This is a genomic window from Pseudoflavonifractor sp. An85, assembly GCF_002161235.1.
Lineage (GTDB): Bacteria > Bacillota > Clostridia > Oscillospirales > Oscillospiraceae > Enterenecus.
In genome coordinates, this window is sequence record NZ_NFHE01000090.1 from 1 (window position 1) to 1483 (window position 1483).

The window sequence follows — 1483 nt, forward strand, 5'->3', positions numbered from 1 at the left end:
TCTGGTTCGTCCCGCATGGCTTCATCTTCAAAGGTCAGGAGGCCGAGACGAATGTTCTCGGCCTCCCGGATCACATCGTTTTTGATTTTGCGAAACTCCTTCTGCTGAGAGAGGGGGAGATGCTCCCTGGGGGTGTTGTTGTAGCACTGGTTCAGCTCATCCCGAATGCGATTCCAGGCTTTGTAGCACTGGGCCACCTCCGGCTGCTTGGCCAGCTCATTCACAATGTTGTCCACCAGGGTCTTCAGGGGCTTCTTCAGATAGCCGTACTGCTTTTTTCCGCCTGTGGTTTCCAAGGCCTGTACCAGCTGGCCCATGTTCTCCTCAATGATGGGGCTGTCGCACAGCTGATGTGCCATCTTGTGAATCAGCTCCCGCATGGTGTCCTGGGCCGTCTCCGTGAGTTCCTTGTAGGCAACATCTTTTCTCTGGTAGAGCGCATTCATCTCATCCCGGAAGATGCTGTTGGTCAGCTTGGAGCGCATGGCCGCAATGCCGTCTCTGGACAGGAAGCCCTCCTTGGGATGATCGGACCACACCATCATGTGAATGTGAGGGTGATGTCCCTCGTCGTGGAAGGCTGCGTACCAGCGGAAGTGATCGGCGGGGATTTTCATAGCCTGGGCTAAGTCCTTTGTGTGTCGCATCAGCAGGGAGCGCCACGCCTCTGCGTAGTCGTACCCCAGCCGAGCCGCATCCTCACGGCGGAGGGAGTAGATGAGGGTCCACACATTCCCCTCATGGGATTCCAGCTGGGACATGGCGGCATCCAGATCCACGGAAGGGGCGGCGCTGAACAGCCCGTGGGAGCCCCGTCGCTGTACACGGGGGCGGGTAGCGATGTACTGCATATACCCACTCTCCGAATGAATCTCGTGGAGGTTGGAATCCAGTGCCATGGTGATGAATGCAGAGGCGGTACCCAGAGTGGGTGTCTTGCAGTAGTCCTCATACTCGAACAGCTCTTTGGAATCGGGGAAGTCATGGAGCAGTTTCTGAATGAATTCCCGCTGTCCTTTGGTGGCCGGGCCGTTGCCCACCAACTTCTCCACTCCTTCACGGGTGGCAATGTACTTCATGTACCCGCCGGCCTTAGAAGCTTGGATGTAGCCGCTTTTCTGTACCAGCTTCGTCACAGGTTACACAGACCTTTGGAAGTCCAGCACTTCCTTGAAGGTGATGCGCCCGTTGGTGCTGTCCACCTCACGCACACTCCGGCCACGCATGAGCTGGTAGGTGCGCTGATCCATGTCAGTGTCGGCGGTGAGGATGTGGTTGCACAGGTTTTGTTCCACGGACAGCTTGTAGAGCATCCGGCCCATGCGCTGTGCGAAGTCATCCATGATGCCGATGAGGATCGTGGAGAGAACTTCGGGCAGGAAGGCGCTGGCGTTCTTGGTGTTCAGGTAGCCAGCGTAGAACTGAATTGCCTTTTCCACAAATTCACTCTGGCTCTTGCAGTTGTCTGCGGCATATACTTGCT

Annotated in this window: 2 protein-coding genes; both read right to left on the reverse strand. The window is 56.6% G+C overall.

Features of this window, described 5'->3' with window-relative positions:
• Positions 1 to 1136: MobP3 family relaxase (mobP3, locus tag B5G37_RS14430; RefSeq protein ID WP_242962907.1), on the reverse strand; the 1136-nt coding region annotated here is incomplete at its 3' end.
• Between the two features lie 3 nt (positions 1137 to 1139).
• Positions 1140 to 1483: hypothetical protein (locus B5G37_RS15370; protein ID WP_087258943.1), on the reverse strand; the 344-nt coding region annotated here is incomplete at its 5' end.